This is a genomic window from uncultured Citricoccus sp., assembly GCF_937871995.1.
Taxonomy (GTDB): Bacteria; Actinomycetota; Actinomycetes; order Actinomycetales; family Micrococcaceae; genus Citricoccus.
On record NZ_CALMQR010000057.1, the window covers coordinates 1 to 16210 of the forward strand.

The 16210-nt window shown below is 63.1% G+C and carries 17 protein-coding genes and 1 riboswitch; of the genes, 13 read left to right on the forward strand and 4 right to left on the reverse strand.

What is annotated here, in order from left to right; all coding sequences use genetic code 11:
• Nucleotides 1-273: 273 nt before the first annotated feature.
• Both Q0283_RS06325 and Q0283_RS06330 read right to left on the reverse strand, forming a co-directional pair.
• On the reverse strand, nucleotides 274-1044 hold the full coding sequence (locus Q0283_RS06325; RefSeq protein WP_298043788.1) for an IclR family transcriptional regulator C-terminal domain-containing protein: 771 nt from the start codon (nucleotides 1042-1044) through the stop codon (nucleotides 274-276).
• A gap of 56 nt (nucleotides 1045-1100) precedes the next feature.
• Nucleotides 1101-2264, reverse strand: a complete 1164-nt coding sequence (locus Q0283_RS06330) for an FAD-dependent monooxygenase (protein ID WP_298043790.1) — start codon at nucleotides 2262-2264, stop codon at nucleotides 1101-1103.
• Nucleotides 2265-2450: 186 nt separating this feature from the next.
• Between Q0283_RS06330 and Q0283_RS06335 the strand changes: the two genes are divergently transcribed.
• Together Q0283_RS06335 and Q0283_RS06340 are read left to right on the forward strand one after the other, a co-directional pair.
• Nucleotides 2451-3725: a bile acid:sodium symporter family protein gene (locus tag Q0283_RS06335; protein ID WP_298043793.1), complete on the forward strand. Its 1275-nt coding sequence runs from the start codon at nucleotides 2451-2453 to the stop codon at nucleotides 3723-3725.
• A gap of 189 nt (nucleotides 3726-3914) precedes the next feature.
• Entirely contained in the window at nucleotides 3915-4184 is a 270-nt protein-coding gene (locus Q0283_RS06340; protein ID WP_298043795.1) for a hypothetical protein, read from the forward strand.
• Here Q0283_RS06340 and Q0283_RS06345 read toward each other — a convergent pair.
• On the reverse strand, nucleotides 4181-4639 hold the full coding sequence (locus Q0283_RS06345; RefSeq protein WP_298043798.1) for a MarR family winged helix-turn-helix transcriptional regulator: 459 nt from the start codon (nucleotides 4637-4639) through the stop codon (nucleotides 4181-4183). The genes Q0283_RS06340 and Q0283_RS06345 overlap by 4 nt on opposite strands.
• Nucleotides 4640-4989: 350 nt before the next feature.
• On the opposite strand from Q0283_RS06345, the gene Q0283_RS06350 reads away from it, so the two are divergent.
• The 5 genes from Q0283_RS06350 to Q0283_RS17615 all read left to right on the forward strand — a co-directional run bounded on the left by Q0283_RS06350 (nucleotide 4990) and on the right by Q0283_RS17615 (nucleotide 10472).
• Nucleotides 4990-5403 (forward strand): Hpt domain-containing protein, encoded by a 414-nt coding sequence (locus Q0283_RS06350; protein WP_298043800.1) that lies wholly within the window; start codon nucleotides 4990-4992, stop codon nucleotides 5401-5403.
• A 310-nt stretch (nucleotides 5404-5713) separates the two neighbouring features.
• Nucleotides 5714-6148 (forward strand): DUF6176 family protein, encoded by a 435-nt coding sequence (locus tag Q0283_RS06355; protein ID WP_298043803.1) that lies wholly within the window; start codon nucleotides 5714-5716, stop codon nucleotides 6146-6148.
• Between the two features lie 437 nt (nucleotides 6149-6585).
• Nucleotides 6586-7092: a hypothetical protein gene (locus Q0283_RS06360; protein WP_298043805.1), complete on the forward strand. Its 507-nt coding sequence runs from the start codon at nucleotides 6586-6588 to the stop codon at nucleotides 7090-7092.
• A gap of 82 nt (nucleotides 7093-7174) precedes the next feature.
• Nucleotides 7175-7284, forward strand: a riboswitch (TPP riboswitch).
• Nucleotides 7283-9013 (forward strand): phosphomethylpyrimidine synthase ThiC, encoded by a 1731-nt coding sequence (thiC, locus tag Q0283_RS06365; protein WP_298043806.1) that lies wholly within the window; start codon nucleotides 7283-7285, stop codon nucleotides 9011-9013. (Overlaps the previous riboswitch by 2 nt.)
• Nucleotides 9014-9749: 736 nt before the next feature.
• Nucleotides 9750-10472, forward strand: a complete 723-nt coding sequence (locus tag Q0283_RS17615) for a GNAT family N-acetyltransferase (protein WP_366134058.1) — start codon at nucleotides 9750-9752, stop codon at nucleotides 10470-10472.
• 315 nt (nucleotides 10473-10787) lie between these two features.
• On the opposite strand, the gene Q0283_RS06370 is transcribed toward Q0283_RS17615, so the two are convergent.
• On the reverse strand, nucleotides 10788-11537 hold the full coding sequence (locus Q0283_RS06370; protein WP_298043808.1) for a class II aldolase/adducin family protein: 750 nt from the start codon (nucleotides 11535-11537) through the stop codon (nucleotides 10788-10790).
• A 197-nt stretch (nucleotides 11538-11734) separates the two neighbouring features.
• Between Q0283_RS06370 and Q0283_RS06375 the strand changes: the two genes are divergently transcribed.
• The 6 genes from Q0283_RS06375 (at nucleotide 11735) to Q0283_RS06400 (ending at nucleotide 16155) form a co-directional block, all read left to right on the forward strand.
• Nucleotides 11735-12061 carry a 2Fe-2S iron-sulfur cluster-binding protein gene (locus tag Q0283_RS06375; protein ID WP_298043809.1) on the forward strand — a complete coding sequence of 109 codons (327 nt, stop codon included), beginning with the start codon at nucleotides 11735-11737 and terminating at the stop codon, nucleotides 12059-12061.
• 15 nt (nucleotides 12062-12076) lie between these two features.
• The gene (locus Q0283_RS06380; RefSeq protein WP_298043810.1) at nucleotides 12077-13378 is read left to right on the forward strand and encodes an aromatic ring-hydroxylating dioxygenase subunit alpha; all 1302 of its coding nucleotides are present in this window, start codon (nucleotides 12077-12079) and stop codon (nucleotides 13376-13378) included.
• A 2-nt stretch (nucleotides 13379-13380) separates the two neighbouring features.
• Nucleotides 13381-13863 carry a hypothetical protein gene (locus Q0283_RS06385; protein ID WP_298043812.1) on the forward strand — a complete coding sequence of 161 codons (483 nt, stop codon included), beginning with the start codon at nucleotides 13381-13383 and terminating at the stop codon, nucleotides 13861-13863.
• On the forward strand, nucleotides 13860-14684 hold the full coding sequence (locus tag Q0283_RS06390; protein WP_298043814.1) for a 3-methyl-2-oxobutanoate hydroxymethyltransferase: 825 nt from the start codon (nucleotides 13860-13862) through the stop codon (nucleotides 14682-14684). The genes Q0283_RS06385 and Q0283_RS06390 overlap by 4 nt, the downstream gene beginning before the upstream one ends.
• 9 nt (nucleotides 14685-14693) lie before the next feature.
• Nucleotides 14694-15542 carry an alpha/beta fold hydrolase gene (locus tag Q0283_RS06395; protein ID WP_298043816.1) on the forward strand — a complete coding sequence of 283 codons (849 nt, stop codon included), beginning with the start codon at nucleotides 14694-14696 and terminating at the stop codon, nucleotides 15540-15542.
• Nucleotides 15543-15684: 142 nt separating this feature from the next.
• Nucleotides 15685-16155 carry a universal stress protein gene (locus tag Q0283_RS06400; protein ID WP_298043819.1) on the forward strand — a complete coding sequence of 157 codons (471 nt, stop codon included), beginning with the start codon at nucleotides 15685-15687 and terminating at the stop codon, nucleotides 16153-16155.
• Nucleotides 16156-16210: the final 55 nt, after the last annotated feature.

A 16210-nucleotide genomic window follows, 5' to 3' on the forward strand; every position in this document is an offset into this window, starting at 1 on the left:
ACGACGACCAGTGCCGGTCCGAGCACCAGGGCCATCCGCTCCGGTCCGGCCAGGGTGAGGGTGGTCGTGTAGGAAGTATCGACTGGACGTGGTGGATGCCCACCGGGCGTAGCGCCCGAAGTCGGTGCCGAGATCATCTGCATACAGATCTTCGGCGTCGTAACCCACCACTTTCCTTCCCCGCACCTTCGTGAGCTGGTCAACGAGTAACTCACGACCCTGGGTAGTTCGTGCGTGTCGTATTTCCTGCGGGTCCAGCCGTCGACTGGTGGGTCAGAGGCGCCGGCCGAGTTCGGTTGCCTGTTTGGTCAGGACCGGGAGGTGTTCGGTGAGCATGTCCTCGATGGTGGCTCGGGCCGTGAAGGCGCTGCTGCTCAGGGCGGCGCGGATGCGCCCGTGGGCGTCTTTGACGGGCACGGCGAGGGTTCTCATGCCGACTTCGAGCTCTTCGTTGGTCATCGAGTATCCGTCGGTGGCCGCGGCGTCGATCCGGTTGCGGATGTCGGAGATCTTGGTCAGCGTGTTGGGTGTGGTGGCCTTGGGGTGGATGGATTTCAGGTAGGCCTCGCGTTCGTTCTCGAGTAGTCCGGAGAGCAGCACGCGGCCGGTGGCCGAGGCGTACGCCGGAAGCTTCGCGCCCAATCGCACTCCCATGGACACGATGCGCTCCACCGCGGCCCGAGCGATAAACAGAGCCGAACCGTCCTCATAGATGGCCACTGACACGGCCTCGCCGATCTGGTCCCGGCCGACCTCGGCGTAGGTTTGTGCCAGTGAGGCCAGGGTGGACCCGGTGAGGTAGCCGTCGCTGAGACGCAGCATGCGGGGGGTGGGTTGGAAGGCACGCCCATCCTGGTGCAGGTACCCCAGTTCGGTCAGCGTCAGCAGGCAACGCCGCGCGGCGGCCGGGCTGATCCCGGCCGCCCGCGCGGCATCGGCGACGTTCAGCTCGCGACAGGTGGGACCGAAGGCCTCGAGGATGGCCAGGCCCTTGGCCAGCCCGGCCATCCCCTCCGGGGGACGCTTAGCAGTGGTCCCGCTCACGCTCTCCTCAATCATTCATTCGTTATACGAAAAATGGCGCCGGTGTGCAACTTTGCTCAGACGGCAGCCAGCTCCTTTTCCACGTCGTAGTCATAGAGCCAGGAACGGAAGGCCGCGGCGTCGGCGATCTCGGCGTCGCGCTGGGCCAAGTCCTCGTACTGCGAGTCATAGCGCCGGCCATTGGCGCGCGCTCCGAGCTGGACCTCCACGGCCCGAGGCCTGCGGATCTGTTCGTAGCGGATGAGCGTCTCCGGCACCGAGGACTTATCCGCCTGGGTGAGCAGGGCGCTGAGAGCGATACCGTCTTCGATGGCCTGGTTTGCGCCCTGGCCCAGGTGGGGGAGCATGGCGTGCGCGGCGTCCCCGAGCAGCGCCAGTCGACCGGAGGTCCAGCTCTCCAGCGGTTCGCGGTCGAACAGTCCCCACCAGAAGGGGTTCTCCACCTGCTCGATGATCTGGACCACCAGCGGGTCCCACCCGGCGAAGGACTGAGCCAGCACCTTCACGTCGCCGCGACCAGACCAGGACTCCTCAGCTGGGTACTCGCTGGGGATGAAACCCACAAAGTTCAGCAATTCGCCCCCGCGCACCGGGAAGACCATGAAGTGCTTGCCCTCGCCCATCCAGACCAGATGCACGTCATTACGCCACCCGGGGAGCCGCTCGGCCGGCACCAGACCCCGGTAGGCCAGCATCCCGGAGAACACCGGCGGCGTCGGCTCCACGACCTCTTGCCGCAGCCGGGAATGGATCCCGTCCGCGGCGACCACGACGTCCGCCTCGAACTGCTCACCATTCTCAAAGCTCAACCGGGCCGCATCCGCCGTCTGTTCGAAACCGATACAGCGTTGCCCGGTGTGTACGGCCGAGTCCGGCAAGTGCTCGGACAGCAGCCCCAGCAAATCCGCGCGGTGCATGCCGAATACCCCGTACTCCCCACTGGTGTCGCCTGTCTTGATCGGCCCGACCACCGATCCGTCCATGCGCCGGTAGGACGAACCTTCCTGGATGCGCCCGCCCAGATGCTCGAACCGCTCGCGCAGTCCCATCCTCTCCAGCAGGCGGACGCTGTTGGGGGTGATTAATACCCCCGCCCCCACCTCACCGAGCTGGGGTGCCTGCTCGAAGACGTGGACGTCGTGCCCGTGCTGGATCATCGCGTTGGCGGCCGAGAGCCCCCCAATGCCTCCCCCGACGACCGCAATCCTCAACTGCTCCATGCCTGACTCACTTTCGTATAGCGAATACTAGTTCTGAATACGAAAAGTGTTTCCGAGGGTCTTGGTGATTGTCAACCGCCCGGTGAGGTCCGCCTTGCGTGTTGACAACACGATGCGAGGTCGATCACAGTATTCGTGAATCGAATAGATATTCGCTATACGAAAACACAGAGTAGAGGAGAAGGTATGGCACCCTCCCAGAAAAACCAGGCCAGGTCTTATACCGTCGCCGCGTACACGGCGTTCGGACTCGGCTTTCTCGTCCCGTTCGCCACTTCGGGCTGGCAGGGCATGCAGCTCTCCCAGGCTCCATGGGCCGTGGTCGCCGGCTTGCTCCTGTGGGCGGTGGGCATCGGCCTGGAATGGCGCGCCTACGTCCTTTCACATGACAGCGGTGGGCCGATGTGGCGTCGGGTGTGCGACTTTATCGGCCGGAACGCTTCGGCTTGGTTGCTCCTGGGGATCGCCTTCGGGTTCGCCTACCACCCGACTATCTCCACCACCGTCTTCGGGACGAACTTCAGCGCGATCCTTGCCATCACATTGGCGGTGATGGGCATCCAAATCACCTTGGACGCCTGGCGCCAGCTACTCCGGGACATCAGGCCGGTCCTCTTGGTGGTTCTGCTGCGGTGGGTGCTGATGCCACTGATCGGATACTGCGTCTCCTTCATCGCGTTCTACCCGTTCCTGCCCGAGGAGATCGCCAACCAGCTAGCCATCGGCATGATCCTTTTGGCTACCTCACCCACCGGTGCAGCGTCGAACTCGCTGACGCTGATCAGCAAGGGCGATCTGGCTCTGTCAGTCTCCGCCACCACGGTCAGCGTCCTGATCGCCCCGTTCCTGCAGCCCTTCCTGGTCCAGCTGTTCGTCGGCAGCAGCACCTCGGTCGAAGCCCAGTCCATGTTCCTGGACCTGGTCCAGTACGTGCTGGCGCCGGTGGTGATCGCCAGCATCGTCGGCATCCTGGTCCCCAGACTGGTCGAGCGCATCAAGCCCTTCCTGCAGCCCATCGCCGTGCTCTCCCTAGCCTGTGTGCTGATGGGCACCATCTCCAAGGGCACAACCACCATCCTGGAAAACCTCGCCGTCGTGGCCTTCGTCCTCATCGCCTGTGTCATCCACGGGCTGGCCGGGCTCACCTTGGGATACGTCGCCCCTCGCTTCTTCAAGCTCAGCCACCCCCAGCGAGTGGCCGCCTCTTACGAGGTCGGTATCGAGAACGCAGCGATCGCCCCTGCCCTGGCGATCAGCTACTTCGGCCCACTGGCTCTCCTGCCGGCAGTCGTCTACGGGAAGACCCAGAACATCATGGCCGCCTCCATCTTCGCCCCCTACTTCCTGCGCCAAGCCGAGAAGCTCAATGCGCCTTCCCAGGACGCGCTCCAGAGCGCGCAGGTCGAGCAGTTTGCTGCCGCTGGAAGCGGCGAGGCCGATCGAACCAAGGACCTGCCCTGAGCGCAGAAAGGCTCACGGGCGCCCCCTGCCCCGCGGGTGACCCACCCAGAGAAGTTCTCCACGAAAGGGAAGGACGTGTCCGCCTGTTGGCCGGCGAAGATGCCCACCTTCTCTAGGCGTGTACAGATGGTCGGATTCATGTAAATTATATAGCGCACTAACTAAACTCGCCGGTAAGGTATTGCCGCGATGCTGGCGAAATTCATCGAGGAGAGCCATGTGAGCAACAAGCCCTACTCCGTCACCACCGATCGCACCGGCCTGAGCTTCGGCTACCGCCTGGGGTGGCGACTGGCCTACATGGTCACCTTCATCACCGGCTCGGCCAGCCGGCAGGGAACCATTGACCCGAGTACGCAGTTGCGCAGGGAGCGAGCCCGGCGGTTGGTCGATGCCTATCGGGCCCGGGGCCATCAGCCTCCGGCCGGGGCGTTGACCGTGGCCGGGTACGCCGGCTAGTCGACCGGGCGCGGATGGACCCGGTCCATCAGCAGGGTCATGAGCCGGTGCAGTTCCTGCAGCTCGGACTTGTCCATCTGAAGGCGTTCCATCATCTGCACCGGCACGGCCTCGGCCTGCCGGCGCAATTCCCGGCCGGTGTCGGTGAGATCGATCGCCAAAGCCCGGTCATCCTCGGGGTCCCGGCCCCGGTGGATGTACCCCAGGGTCTGGAGTCGCTTGGTCAGCGGGGACAGGGTGGCCGACTCCATATGCAGCAGCGCCGCCAGGTCCTTGATCGACAACGGCGCGTGTTGCCACAAGGCCAACATGACCAGGTACTGCGGGTGGGTCAGCTTCAGCGGCTCGAGCACCGGCCGGTAGGCGGCGATGACCCCCCGGGAGGCCACCGAGAGGGCGAAGCAGATCTGGCTCTCCAGCGCCAGCGGATCGGTGGAGGGGGTGCTGCGGTCCATGCCCCCAGCATGCCCCATCCAATGGCCCGAGGCGGACTATCGGGCATTAATCCGGTACTTCAGCGCCGACCTCCGGCCTACGTCGTGGCTGCAGTCTCGGTGGTCGCGCCCAGAACCGTCCTCTACATCGCGTGTTGTCCCGAAACGGCGAACCGCTCGGACCGAGCTTTCCTCCGACATCGGTGGTCCGTCCCGGAGCACCGCAGACGCTCACCTACCGCACTCCGAGGGGCCTGTCTCGGGCGGGGCTCTCAGCGCCTCCCGGTCTCCGCGATGACCACCCGGACCGGATTGACCTGGACCAGATAGTAAGGACACTGAAGACCTTGGACCCATCTACGTCGTCCCCCATGCCCATCCTGGACACCGACGTCCTCATCGAGCTCGTCGAAGAGCTCGGCGACGGGCCACCGACATGGGGATTTCTTGCTCGGTACATGCAGCTCCTGGATCACCGAGTCGATCGGCTCGACCGCGCGCTCATCACCAGAGACGCCGAGGGATGGCTGGACGCCGTTCAGAGCCTCAAAGTCTCCTCAGCGATGGCTGGCGCGACCGCCTTGTCCGCAGCGGCCGCCCAACTCCAAGAACGCATTGCACCGATACCACCGGACGACCAGCGCTGGCCGACAGGGCAGCAACGGACCGAGATCATCACCGGTCTGCGGCAACTGGCCCAGGAAACCCGGCACCACCTGCACCTCTTTCTCCACCGACCGATCCTGCCTGTCACAGACACCTCCAGAGAATCCCGTGGAACGTAAACACGCCCGGGGTAGCCACCAATCACCAGGAAGGTCACCAGGAACGATGACGAACTGTCAGCGAGGTCCCTTCAGGGGCCATGGAACCGCCACACGGACACCCAGTCCGCGGTGGTCAATGAAAACGAGGCCGGGACCATCGAGGGATTCGGGCTGCCCGGCGGCCTCCGACCCCATCGTCCTCCTACCCGCTGAGGAACCGAGGCTCCGATTACTCCCACCCAGGTCCAGGCCCTGGACCGTGCAGTTACTTCCGTGGGCGGCCCCGGACAGGAGCAGCCGGTGACATGAGTGGAGAGGACATGGTCGAATGATCTTCAGTTTGACTCGATTCCGGTTGCGTCCTGGATCCCGAGCGCTAGCGGATGAGTGGGTGCGTTTCATGGAGGCCCATCGCTGCGCGGTGGGAGAGATCATGAAACGGGAGCACATGTATGTGGAGGCGATCTTCACCGAAACGGTGAACGGGGCGGACTATCTGTACTGGTACAGCCTGCAGGACGACCACGACAGATCCGCAGAACCCTTTGACCACTGGTTCGACGAACATCACACCCGGTTCTGGCAGGCCTGCATCGACGACACCTTCCCGGTGGATGAGTTCACCCCGCAAATCCTCCTGACGACCGAAGGAATCCGAGCCGCCGCGGGACTCGGGAGCCGAGAATCAGTGCTCGCCACCATGGACCCCCGAGGGGACGGAGTCGGGACTGCCCGCCAATATGCGGGGTCTGAAGTTTCCTAAGCGGTGAGGTGTCGCAGAAAAGGCTCAAGTGATCCCGGGTGACCTCGGTCACGGCCACAGATCCGCGGTGATCTGCGTCTGGTCATCCGGTCCAGAGCATGGATGTCCGGTGGACGCGGGGACGCAGAACCAATCCGTGGAGGCTCGTCGCGGCCTGGGCCAACGCCGTCGCTCCGACCATCCTCGAAGACCTTCGTCAGGCTACAGGCGGCATCCATCCGCGTCGCGCAATCCCGGGCAAGGCCTCGCCTATCCGCTAAACCTGCCGGGCGAGCGGTTTACCGCCGCGCAGGAGCGTGCCCGGACGAGCGCCCCTCCTGAGAGCGGCACGACCCTCATGACGTGCCGCTCCCTCTCTCAAGGCCCTGCCCGAGCCTGTCTCCGCGCAGGCCACCAAATGTGTTGATACCCATGATGTCCACCCACGAAGGACCCGGATGCAGACGCCATCGACCCCCCCACCCCGCACCGAACAGCACACCCTGACGGCCCTGCTGCGGGTCGGAGAGGTTGCCGTGGCTTTCCGCGAGCACGTGGCCACCGGTGACCTGCCCGGGGCGTGGCCCCTGATCGACCCAACGCTGCGATTGGCGTGGGCCCGGGACTGGGCCCAGGACCACGGCGCACGACTGCGCCGGCTCTGCCCGAAACGGCTGGCCGAGCGGTTGTCCTGTCTGGACGGGCCGGCCCATCCGCTCTGGAAGCACTTCGCCGCCGACCGGCTCCAACAGTTGCGGCAGGTGGAGGCGGCCGGGTGGTCTCACTCCGCTACGGGTCTGCCGCCACTGGGCCCGGATACCGAGGTCCTCTACGCCCGCCCCGACCATCCCGAGGACTGGGGAGCCCCGGCCGATCCCCGTACCGTGCCGATGGTGATGCGCTGGAACGGTGCCGCGTGGAAGGTCCTCGCCTACGGGTCCCTCAGCCACCCCGAGCCCCAATAGTGCGCCCGCGACGGGCCGGTGGAACGAGGCGTTAAGCAAGTCTGAGCGGCACCAGACCGGCCCGCCATGGTGTTAGTGTCGTTGCCGTCCACACGGGAGCCCCATTGCAGGGGCTGAGATCGGGCTGAGGCAGCCTGCGACCGTCGAACCTGTCCGGGTCATGCCGGCGAAGGAAGTAGGAACACATCTGATGAGTGCATCCAATGCGCACGCCCTGGCGTATCTCCACAACACCGAGCACGGGCTTGCCGTGCCGGTCACCGAGATCACCTTGAACGATTCCCCGGGCGGAATAGCGAACCCACCGCTGCGGATCTACCGCACGGCCGGGCCGGGCAGCGACCCGGTGATCGGGTTGCCACCGAGCCGGGCGTCCTGGATCCAGGGGCGCGGTGACGTCGAGGAATACGCCGGCCGGGAACGGAACCTCCTTGACGATGGCCGCTCGGCTCTGCGCCGCGGGGCCGCGTCCCAGGAGTGGAAGGGAACCCGGGCGGTGCCGTTGCGGGCCAAGGCGGGGCGGACCGTCACCCAGATGCACTACGCCCGGGCCGGAATCATCACCGAGGAGATGCGCTACGTGGCCCTGCGCGAGCAGTGCGACGTCGAACTGGTCCGCTCCGAACTGGCCGCTGGCCGGGCCATCATCCCGGCCAACATCAACCACCCCGAGTCCGAACCGATGATCATCGGCAAGGCATTCTTGGTGAAGATCAACGCCAACATCGGCAACTCCGCGGTCACCAGCTCCATCGCCGAGGAGGTCGACAAGATGCAGTGGGCCACCCGATGGGGAGCGGACACGGTGATGGACCTCTCCACCGGAGAGGACATCCACACCACCCGGGAATGGATCATCCGCAACTCCCCCGTACCGATCGGCACGGTCCCGATCTACCAGGCGCTAGAGAAAGTCAACGGGGAGGCCAACGCCCTGACCTGGGAGATCTTCCGCGACACGGTGCTGGAACAATGCGAACAGGGCGTGGACTACATGACCATCCACGCCGGGGTGCTGCTGCGCTACGTGCCACTGACCGCCGAACGGGTCACCGGTATCGTCTCGCGCGGCGGGTCGATCATGGCCGGGTGGTGCCTGGCCCACCATCAGGAGAACTTCCTCTACACCCACTTCGACGAGCTGTGCGAGATCTTCGCCCGGTACGACGTGGCCTTCTCCCTCGGAGACGGCCTGCGCCCGGGCTCGATCGCCGACGCCAACGACGCCGCCCAGTTCGCCGAACTGGACACCCTGGCAGAACTCACAGCACGGGCCTGGGCCCACGACGTGCAAGTCATGGTCGAAGGCCCCGGACACGTTCCCCTGCACCTGGTGCGCGAGAACGTGGAACGCCAACAACAGCTATGCCAGGGAGCCCCGTTCTACACCCTGGGCCCGCTGGTGACCGACATCGCCCCGGGTTATGACCACATCACTTCGGCCATCGGGGCCACCGAGATCGCCCGCTACGGCACCGCGATGCTGTGCTACGTCACCCCGAAAGAACACCTGGGACTGCCCAACAAGGACGACGTGAAGACCGGGGTCATCACCTACAAGATCGCCGCCCACGCCGCCGATGTGGCTAAGGGCCACCCGGGTGCGACCGAACGGGACGACGCGCTGTCCAAGGCCCGCTTCGAGTTCCGCTGGCGCGACCAGTTCGCGCTATCCCTGGACCCCGACACCGCGGAGGCCTTCCACGACGAGACATTGCCGGCCGAACCGGCCAAGACGGCCCACTTCTGCTCGATGTGCGGACCGAAGTTCTGCTCCATGCGCATCTCCCAGGACATCCGCGACCAGTACGGCAGCGCACAGGCCCAAGCAGCAATCGCCGGAATGCAGGCCAAATCCGATGAATTCCAAGCCGCCGGCGGCAAGATCTACCTAGAGACCCCCACGCTCTCCAAACCCTGAACACGCTCACTCGGCCCTCGACCAGAGGAACCTGCGCCGGTGCTGCTGGCCTCGATGACACGAGGCCAGCAGCACCGGCCGACGCGGTCTTGGTAAGCCCCCAGCCGCGGGTGCACCTGGCGTGACACACCACCGGGCCCCGCGGAGTCAGGTCCGCCAGCGGCCCCGGTCAGAACCCCAGCGCACCTCGCCACACTTGAGACGCTGGAGTGAGCGGATGGATCGGGACGCGAAACACCCTCCACGATGGTGTAAGCGTGTACCTCTGTTGGCAAACATTCTTCGGCGGACGACGAAAACAGAGGAACGGCACAAGCTGGGTCGCCCCCCGGCTCTGCGAGGCGTTAGCAGGGTGCTCGATGGACATTCGCAGCTGACGGACCGACCCAGGACTGGTGTTAGACATGTGCGTCAAGCGGACTAAGCCAGCGGTCCGTCCGCTACTACTTTGCCGCCCTCTTCAGCTGGAGCCGAACACGGCTTACACCGCAATGCCTAAGAGCATTGTCACCGACTTGGAGGCGGCGCTCCGAAGTGCCTCCAAGACACCCACGCGAACGATCTAAAGGTGCCGAGGAGAACGACCGCCCTCCGCCGAAATTCGGAGGGGCGGCGGAGGGCGATCGCGCCGCGAGACTCAGCTATCGCGGCTGGTTCGGCAGGCGCCCGGGGGGCACGCCTACCGACCACTAATAATACCAACAATTTCGCTCTAAACCGGCACTGACCTGGGAGGATGCGTTGTGTTGTGCTCTCCCGGACCACCCGGCGTGCCGCTCTTTTTTGGAGGCACGCGCGTAGAAAAAATCCCTCAAAATCTTCTGCCCGTTCTCCCCGAGATCGGCTAACACGAGCCAAAGCGAACGAAACTTTCCCAGACGCTGATATTCAACCCTTGCCTGGTGAATACGGTCGTTGGCGTTGCACGACAATAACCTCAGGGACCTTAGGCGTGGCCTTCACTTGGAGACAGCCGGTCACAGCGACGTCCCAAACGTTTGCCTCGGGGGTCACCAGCGAAATAGATGTGCTCACATTCGCCGGCCCGTCTTTGAAATACCCGACCTCCGCCCACGATTTTTTCGATCCCGCCAACGGCCTGCGGGAGAGCTATGTGCTGTGGTCAAATTCTGCTGCCGTGGCTACGGGCGCCCTCCAAGATCGAGACCCGGGCGAGGTGCGCATCGGGCGAGCGTTGGTAGACCCAGCGCAGCGAGGTCGTGGACTGGGGCGCGCCATGATGCGGCTGCTAATCAACCGCGCCGCAACGCGCGCAGGAGTCATACACCTCACGCTGGGCGTCTTCGAGAGGAACCTTCCATCTCGGGAACTCTGCGAATCTGTCGGATTCATCGTTGCCGACAGCTGCGTTCTCCTGCGCGTCGGGCAGGACCGCTGGACCATCCTGGAAATGAAGCTCGAGCTTACGGACAGCACCCACAGAGAGAATCGCCAATAGTCGAACTCGGACTTGTCCTATCAACCGTCGTTCCGCGAATGGGTCCAGGGGGCGAGCAACATCCCGCGTTGCCCCCCCTGAGGCTGGCCAGATGGACATACCCGCCTTCGACGCATCACGTGCCATGGTGCGTGCTGGTCCAATACGCTACCCGTCGCACACCGCCGACCGCATTCCTGGCGCCTGATATTTCTGGCACAGACCGCTCTGCTCTTTCTCGCGAGCCTCTCTCCTGTGTTCCCGTTGCACAACGTGTGCCCTCACGGCGTTCACCTATCGGCCGAGCCCCAGTCGTAACGTCGTGACGGAACGCAGTTAGGTGAGATCCTCCGTTCGCGGGGCAACGATGCCACCGGTTCGCGCTACCTCGTGACGCCATGCCGTGCGGGTGTTGAAGTCTGCCCCGAGATCGGGGAGCTCTGCGAGGTCTTCAGGGGCAAGAGCGGTCACCGTTCCGCCAGCAGAGACGATGTCCAAAGACAGGCCAGCGATGGTATTGAGGCTGATTGCTTGAAGCACGGCCTGCTCGACGGAGGCTGCCGCACTAGTAATGCCGTGCCCTCTAAGAATTACCACCGGTAGCTCGCCCATGGCGGTGAGCATTTCAGTGGCCACGGAATCATTCCGCACGAGAACACCACGGTGATACACCGGTACACCGCCTGCTGCGAGTCGAGCGCCGGGTATATCGAACGCGCCGACTATCGGGCGGATCTCGATACCAGCGAGGTCGGCAGCAACGATCTGGGGAGGGTGTGCGTGAACGACAGCCTTAACGTCATTCCGCGCCTGCAGCACCGCGGTATGCAACGGTAACTCATTGGGCACCGACCAACCGTCTAATTCCCCTTGCGCAGCGGCAGTCCCGTCATACCGAACCAACCGGATATCTTCCGGGCCGGTGTACCCCAATCCTCTTTCACGTGGACCGCGGCATCGCACCAGAAGATGCTCAGAACTGACGCGCAGGCTGATATGTCCGAGGATCCCCTCGGCGAGGCCTCGGGCCGCAAGGACGCGGCAGGCCTGAGCAATGAGCACGCGTTCTTCTTGGAATTCCTTCAATATGCGCCTTCCATCCTGTCAGCGGGTGCACTTAGGCGCCCTTACTTGGGTTTACGCGACCTCTGGCAGCTCCCACCACACCTTCCTCGGCTGTCGCTCTCTACATGCACGAGGAGCAGCGGCGAAGCCCCTCCCTTGACAGAATCTTAGCCATAGGTAGATTGGTTAGGCCATTAGTTATTTGGGAGGAGCCCCCAGTGCCCAAGGTTGTGTATCTCGCCAATGACGGCGATGAACGCGTAGTCGATGCAACGAGCGGCGAGAACGTGATGAGCGCCGCTGTGCGTTCTGGTGTTCCCGGGATTGTCGGTGAATGCGGAGGGCAGTTGTCCTGCGCCACATGTCACGTGTGGGTTCAGGACCCATTCCGAGAGCAGGTTGGCGGGCCCGGGGACATGGAGGCCGACCTTCTGGACCTCGGGGTTTCGGACTACACGGAGGCCAGTCGTCTCGGCTGCCAAATCACCATCACCGACGAGATTGACGGTCTCGTCGTCGAACCACGCCCCGAGGCGTGGCACTGAGAGGAAAGGGACAGCATGCTGCGTCCAGACATTAATGATTTGCTCACCCAGACCGGTCCGGGAACGCCCATGGGCGATCTGTTCCGACGTTATTGGCAGCCGGTTCTGCACACCGATGAGTTGCCATCGGACGGATGCCCGCCAGTTCGGGTCAAGATTCTCTCCGAACGACTCATCGCTGTACGGACGCCCGAGGGTGAGTACGGGCTCATGGACGAGTTCTGCGCGCACCGCGGAGTGTCAATGTTTTTCGGTCGAGTCGAAAACGGCGGCATCCGTTGTCCATACCACGGGTGGAAATATAACGCCGACGGCCAGGCTGTCGAGGTGCCCAGCGAACTCAACAACTCGGAGTTCTGCAAGAACGTCAAACTTCGTTCCTATCCCCTGGTCAAGGTAGGGGACATCCTGTGGGCCTACCTGGGAGACCCTGACAAGCGCCCCCCGCTCCCGACGTGGGAATTCGCGACCGTCCCTTCCGGACAAACTTTCACGTCAAAGCGCCTGCAGGAGAGCAACTGGTTGCAGGCGCTAGAAGGTGGGATCGATTCCAGCCACGTGACGTGGTTGCACGGCGGCGGGCCGACCGGAGCCGGCCTGGAGGCCGACCCGCTGTTTGCCGGTTCAAAGGGGAACCAGTACAACAAGGGCGACCTCAAGCCCTTCTTTGAAGTCGTAGAGAACGACGGTGGACTGCTCATCGGTGCGCGTCGAAATGCTGAAGAAGGGCACTACTACTGGCGTGTGACCCCGTGGGTACTTCCGAACTTCACCATGGTCCCGCCACGCGGGGATCACCCGGTGCACGGCCATTTCTGGGTGCCCATTGATGATGAAAACTGCTGGGCCTGGAGCTTCGACTATCACCCCACCCGCGATCTGACTGAAGCAGAGGTCTCAGCCATGGAGGACGGTGCAGGTGTCCACAGCAAGAACATCCCCGGCACGTATCGTCCCGTGGCCAATAAGGACAATGACTACTTGATCGACCGTGAGAAGCAGAAGACGGGTGAACTGTTCTCGGGGGTCGAGGGAATCGCTATCCAGGATTCCTCCCTGCAGGAAAGCATGGGCCCCATTGTCGACCGTACAAAGGAACGCCTCGTTGCCACCGATGCAGGGATCATCAAGGCCCGACAGAAGCTGCGCCGTGCGGTAGAGGCGCTGCGTGATCACGGCACGGAACCGGTGGGCAACATTCCTGAACACCAGCGCATCCGTTCCGTCGCAATCGTGCTCCCCGCAGACCAGCCATTCGTGGAGGGCATCGGAGACGGATTCCAAGCACGCGAAGGCGTGCGTCAGACGACGGTGTGATCATGGCTCTTCCCATTTCAGTCAGTGCCTGCGCACGCGCCGCCACAGCCGAAGAAGCCGCATACCGCATCGACTACCCACTCGCGCATGCCAGATCAACCCGGGTGGTTGCCTTCGACGAGAAGGCCGAAGAAACCGTGCGTTCGGTCGCTCACGGCCCTTGGGGCCAGGCGCAGTTCTATACAACATCTGCCACCGGTGAAGACCTCTTCACGCTGGACGGTGAGCGACGGCCAATGGCACGAGAGATCGAGCACTCCGATTCCGTCATCATGGTCGGGACGAATTTGTTGGATTCAACTGCCGTGGCCGAAGTGGGCATGGCCTGTCGCGCCCGCTCGATCATGACCGCCGGGCTGTTGCTGTTAGACGCAGGTCCGCTAAGTGGCAACACGCTAAGCGCGATCCGCCCATATGCCCGCATCCTCTTAGTCCCCAGCGATAGAGAAGACCTGTTCCAGCTACTGAGAGCCATCAGGGCATGAAGAAATCGATCCCTGACCTTCAGGGCATGAAGCGGGCCGGTGAGAAATCGGTCTGTTTCGTTGCCTGGGACTACCAAATGGCTCGCATCGCCGATCGAGCCGGCGCCGATATCGTGTCGGTTGGAGACACGGTGGGAGCCAACTTATGGGGACATTCCAATCCGTTGGAGATCACCTTCGACGAATTGCTCACCGTCGCCAAAGCTGTACGTCGAGGCGTGCACGACGCACTCCTGAGTTGCGATTTCCCTTACGGGCCGCTGCAGTCGGGACGTGCAGTAGACGCTGCAATCCGATTGGTAAAAGAAGCCGGCGTCGACCTCGTCAAACTCGATGGGGCAGCCGACTTTCCCGAGGAAGTTGAGGCTCTCACTCGAGCGGGTATCCCGGTCTTCGCCCAATTCGGCATCACGCCTCAAACCTCGTTGAAATACGGGGTGGAATACTCGGCCGCGCACACTGCTCAGGTGCCGGACAGGATGACCGAGGAGTTTGTGGACCAAGCCAAGCGGTTGGAATCGGCAGGCGCCGTCCTCCTCAACTTCACGAACTCCGGTCCAGTAGTGGGGCCCGCCGTTGTTCAGGCCGTGTCAATCCCCGTCCTGGGCGGCTTCGGCGGAGGGCCCTGGCTGGATGGAAGGATCCGCATGGCGACGGCAGCGCTCGGGTACAACGAGAAATGGCTCGATGACGAGCCCGACACGTACGCGAATATGTCCCGCGTTGCCTATGAGGGTCTTGCAACTTGTGCACGGGACATTCGCGCAGGGCGCCAAATCCGTGGTGGCATCAAGACCCCTGGCGCCCAGAACCGAATTTGAGGAGAGGTTATGCCAGTAATTGATGCGGCAGGGATCCGAACCCGCTATGAGATGATCGGTGACGGCCCGCCCATACTCATGTTTAGCCCCGGTGGATTCGACTCAAGCTTGGAAAACTGGACCTCCTTCGGTCGCTACAAGCAGTTGGGATTCATCGAAGCACTGTCTCAGCGATACACCTGTCTCGTGTTTGATCGACGGGAATCGGGCCAATCCGGGGGACGCCTTGAGCGACTTACTTGGCCGAAATACATCGATCAAGCAATCGGTCTGTTGGACCACCTCGGTCTCGACAAGGTCCATACGATGGGAGGATGCGTTGGCTGTTCGTCGGCCGCGCTCCTGGCCATCGAACAGCCCGAACGAGTGCGGAGCATGGTGCTGTTCTCACCGGCCGGCGGGGTGACCTACCGGGCCGCTCAACATCGGCGCTTTACCCAGCATCTCGGCTTCGCACTCGAACACGGAGTTCAGGGCGTGGTTGACCACGCCCGATCCACAACGGCCGGATTTACCAAGGATCCCCGCGTCGGACCATGGGCCGCGGCATTGCGCAGGGACGACTCCTTCGCTTCAAAGTTTGCCGCCACCAGTCTGGCGAGGTACCAGACGATCGTCTCGGGATCGGCTCGACTTCTGTTTGACCGGGACACCGTTCCGGGCCCAGAGCCGGAAGACCTTCAACTCCTCGAGATTCCGGCACTCGTCGTGCCCGGTGAAGACCTTTCACACACTCGCTCCGCAGCGCGTTACCTGGAAGAGTGCCTGCCCAGAGCAGAGTATTGGGACGTCCCCGTCGTCGACCAGACGCCCGAAGCATCGACGGCTCGCGTCCTCGAATTTCTCGCACACCACTAACCACGGGGTCTGAGGGTGCTCACACAGATTTAGTCAACGTTGAAAAACAACTCGACGTCGACGACACAGCGTCGACGGCGCTGACCTGTCGGCAACTCGATCGACTAACCGATCCCATGTACGAAAAGATTGGAGTCCCGCATTGGCAAAAATAGTCCTATCAGGCGTCGACGGAAGTGCAACTGCCCTAATAGCCGCAGAGAAAGCAGCCACCCTTGCTACGGCACTGGGAGCAGAATTGCATATCCTTTCGGCCTTCACAGTAAAGACCAACGAGACTGTTCAGTCACTCCACGGCAAGAACGAACACACCGTCACTCGCAGCGCCTACGACAAGCTCATCGCCCGGTTCGCCGACGAAGCCGAACACATCGCTGCGACGGTAGCGGAGAGGGTAGGCCAGAAAGTTCCCGGACTGACCGTAAAGTCCCGAGCCATCGAAGGAACGCCTGGACTTGCACTCGTCCATGAAGCCGAAAGAGTCGGCGCCGAAGTGATCGTCGTAGGCAACAAGAGGGTGCAAGGCCCAGCCAGGATGCTAGGGAGCATCGCTAGAACAGTCGCTAGCGAAGCCGGTTGTGACCTCTACGTAGTTCACACGCACCAGCGGTAACCGGGACTGCTGCACGAATAGGTGACATCTGATCTGTGACGCTGTGAGGCGTTGC